The sequence below is a fragment of the Staphylococcus sp. EG-SA-2 genome (genome assembly GCF_017152085.1).
In genome coordinates this window covers 1-4,098 of the sequence record NZ_JACYHC010000502.1, presented here as the reverse complement: position 1 = coordinate 4,098, position 4,098 = coordinate 1, and the positions used below count along the sequence as shown (strand labels likewise).

Here is a 4,098-nt window from a genome sequence, read left to right as displayed (position 1 = left end):
TAGTCAATCCGACTGCTGTATCTAATGATGAAAAGCAAAGCATAATTACTGCCTTTATGAATAAAAACCAAAATATAAGAGGATATTTAGCATCAACTGATCCAGTAACTGTCGATAATAATGGTAACGTCACATTACATTACCGTGATGGCTCATCAACAACGCTTGATGCTACAAATGTGATGACATACGAACCAGTTGTGAAATCTGAATATCAAACTGCCAATGCTGCTAAAACAGCAACGGTAACGATTGCTAAAGGACAATCATTTAATATTGGTGATATTAAACAATATTTTACTTTAAGTAATGGACAAGCTATTCCAAATGGCACATTTACAAATATTACATCTGATAGAACTATTCCAACTGCACAAGAAGTTAGTCAAATGAATGCAGGTACGCAGTTATATCATATAGTTGCTTCAAATGCATATCATAAAGACACTGAAGATTTCTATATTAGTTTAAAAATCGTTGATGTGAAACAACCTGAAGGCGATCAACGTGTCTATCGTACGTCAACATATGATTTAACCACTGATGAAATCTCAAAAGTAAAACAAGCTTTTATTAATGCAAATAGAGATGTAATTACGCTTGCCGAAGGTGATATTTCAGTTACAAATACACCTAATGGTGCTAATGTAAGTACTATTACAGTAAATATTAATAAAGGTCGATTAACGAAATCATTCGCGTCTAACCTAGCTAATATGAATTTCTTGCGTTGGGTTAATTTCCCACAAGATTATACAGTGACATGGACGAATGCAAAAATTGCAAACAGACCAACAGATGGTGGTTTATCATGGTCCGATGACCATAAATCTTTAATTTATCGTTATGATGCTACATTAGGCACACAAATTACAACTAATGATATTTTAACGATGCTAAAAGCGACTACTACAGTGCCTGGATTGCGTAATAATATTACTGGTAATGAAAAAGCACAAGCAGAAGCAGGTGGAAGACCAAACTATAGAACAACTGGTTATTCACAATCAAATGCGACAACTGATGGTCAACGTCAATTTACGTTGAATGGTCAAGTGATTCAAATATTAGACATCATCAACCCTTCAAACGGTTATGGTGGGCAACCTGTTACAAATTCAAATACTCGTGCAAACCATAGTAACTCAACTGTTGTTAACGTAAACGAACCGGCAGCTAATGGTGCTGGCGCATTTACAATTGACCACGTTGTAAAAAGTAATTCTACACATAATGCAAGTGATGCAGTTTATAAAGCGCAGTTATACTTAACGCCATATGGTCCAAAACAATATGTTGAACATTTAAATCAAAATACAGGAAATACTACTGACGCTATTAACATTTATTTTGTACCAAGTGACTTAGTGAATCCAACAATTTCAGTAGGTAATTACACTAATCATCAAGTGTTCTCAGGTGAAACATTTACAAATACGATTACAGCGAATGATAACTTTGGTGTGCAATCGGTAACTGTACCAAATACATCACAAATTACAGGTACTGTTGATAATAACCATCAACATGTTTCTGCAACGGCACCAAATGTGACATCAGCAACTAGTAAGACAATCAATTTATTAGCAACTGATACAAGTGGTAATACAGCTACAACTTCATTCAATGTAACAGTGAAACCTTTGCGTGATAAATATCGAGTTGGTACTTCATCAACGGCTGCTAATCCTGTTAGAATTGCCAATATTTCGAATAATGTGACAGTATCACAAGCTGATCAAACGACAATTATTAATTCGTTAACGTTTACAAGTAATGCACCAAATAGAAACTATGCAACAGCAAGCGCAAATGAAATCACTAGTAAAACAGTTAGTAATGTCAGTCGTACTGGAAATAATGCCAATGTCACAGTAACTGTTACTCATCAAGATGGAACAACATCAACAGTGACTGTACCTGTAAAGCATGTCATTCCAGAAATCGTTGCACATTCGCATTACACTGTACAAGGCCAAGACTTCCCAGCAGGTAATGGTTCTAGTGCAGCAGATTACTTTAAGTTATCTAATGGTAGTGCCATTCCAGATGCAACGATTACATGGGTAAGTGGACAAGCGCCAAATAAAGATAATACACGTATTGGTGAAGATATAACAGTAACTGCACATATCTTAATTGATGGCGAAACAACGCCGATTACGAAAACAGCAACATATAAAGTAGTAAGAACTGTACCGAAACATGTCTTTGAAACAGCCAGAGGTGTTTTATACCCAGGTGTTTCAGATATGTATGATGCGAAACAATATGTTAAGCCAGTAAATAATTCTTGGTCGACAAATGCGCAACATATGAATTTTCAATTTGTTGGAACATATGGTCCTAACAAAGATGTTGTAGGTATATCAACGCGTCTTATTAGAGTGACTTATGATAATAGACAAACTGAAGATTTAACTATTTTATCTAAAGTTAAACCTGACCCACCAAGAATTGACGCAAACTCTGTGACATATAAAGCAGGTCTTACAAACCAAGAAATTAAAGTTAATAACGTATTAAATAACTCGTCAGTAAAATTATTTAAAGCAGATAATACACCATTAAATGTCACAAATATTACTCATGGTAGTGGTTTTAGTTCGGTTGTGACAGTAAGTGACGCGTTACCAAATGGCGGAATTAAAGCAAAATCTTCAATTTCAATGAACAATGTGACGTATACGACGCAAGACGAACATGGTCAAGTTGTTACAGTAACAAGAAATGAATCTGTTGATTCAAATGATAGTGCTTCTGTTACAGTAACACCACAATTACAAGCAACTACTGAAGGCGCTGTATTTATTAAAGGTGGCGACGGTTTTGATTTCGGTCATGTAGAACGATTTATTCAAAATCCGCCACATGGGGCAACGGTCGCATGGCATGATAGTCCAGATACATGGAAGAATACAGTCGGCAACACACATAAAACTGCGGTTGTAACATTACCTAGTGGTCAAGGTACGCGTAATGTTGAAGTTCCAGTCAAAGTTTATCCAGTTGCTAATGCTAAGGCGCCATCACGTGATGTGAAAGGTCAAAATTTGACACATGGTACAAACGCTATTGATTACATTACATTTGATCCAAATACTAATACGAATGGTATTACAGCAGCATGGGCAAATAGACAACAACCAAATAACCAGCAAGCAGGCGTTCAACATTTAAATGTCGATGTCACATATCCAGGTATTTCAGCTGCTAAACGAGTTCCTGTAACTGTGAACGTATATCAATTTGAATTCCCTCAAACTACTTATACAACAACAGTTGGTGGCACTTTAGCAAGTGGTACGCAAGCATCAGGATATGCACATATGCAAAACGCTTCAGGTTTACCAACAGATGGATTTACGTATAAATGGAATCGTGATACTACGGGTACAAACGATGCAAACTGGGCAGCAATGAATAAACCAAATACTGCACAAGTCGTTAATGCAAAATATGATGTCATCTATAATGGACATACATTTGCAACATCTTTACCAGCGAAATTTGTAGTAAAAGATGTTCAACCAGCGAAACCAACTGTCACTGAAACAGCGGCAGGAGCGATTACAATTGCACCTGGTGCGAACCAAACAGTCAATACTCATGCTGGTAATGTTACGACATATGCTGACAAATTAGTTATTAAACGTAATGGAAATGTTGTAACGACATTTACACGTCGTAATAATACGAGCCCATGGGTGAAAGAAGCATCAGCAGCTAATGTAACAGGTATTGTTGGAACTAATAATGGTATTACTGTGGCAGCAGGTACTTTCAATCCTGCTGATACAATTCAAGTTGTTGCAACACAAGGTAGTGGCGAAACAATCAGTGACGAGCAACGTAGTGATGATTTCACAGTTGTCGCACCACAACCGAACCAAGCGACTACGAAAATTTGGCAAAATGGTCATATTGATATCACGCCTAATAATCCATCAGGACATTTAATTAATCCAACACAAGCAATGGATATTGCTTACACTGAAAAAGTGGGTAATGGTGCAGAACATAGTAAGACAATTAATGTTGTTCGTGGTCAAAATAATCAATGGACAATTGCGAATAAGCCTGACTATGTAACGTTAG

General features: G+C 36.6%; 1 protein-coding gene. It reads left to right on the top strand.

From position 1 onward, the window contains the following. A partial coding sequence (gene ebh / locus IDG60_RS07915) for a hyperosmolarity resistance protein Ebh (RefSeq protein WP_206160601.1) occupies positions 1 to 4,098 on the top strand: 4,098 nt, incomplete at both ends.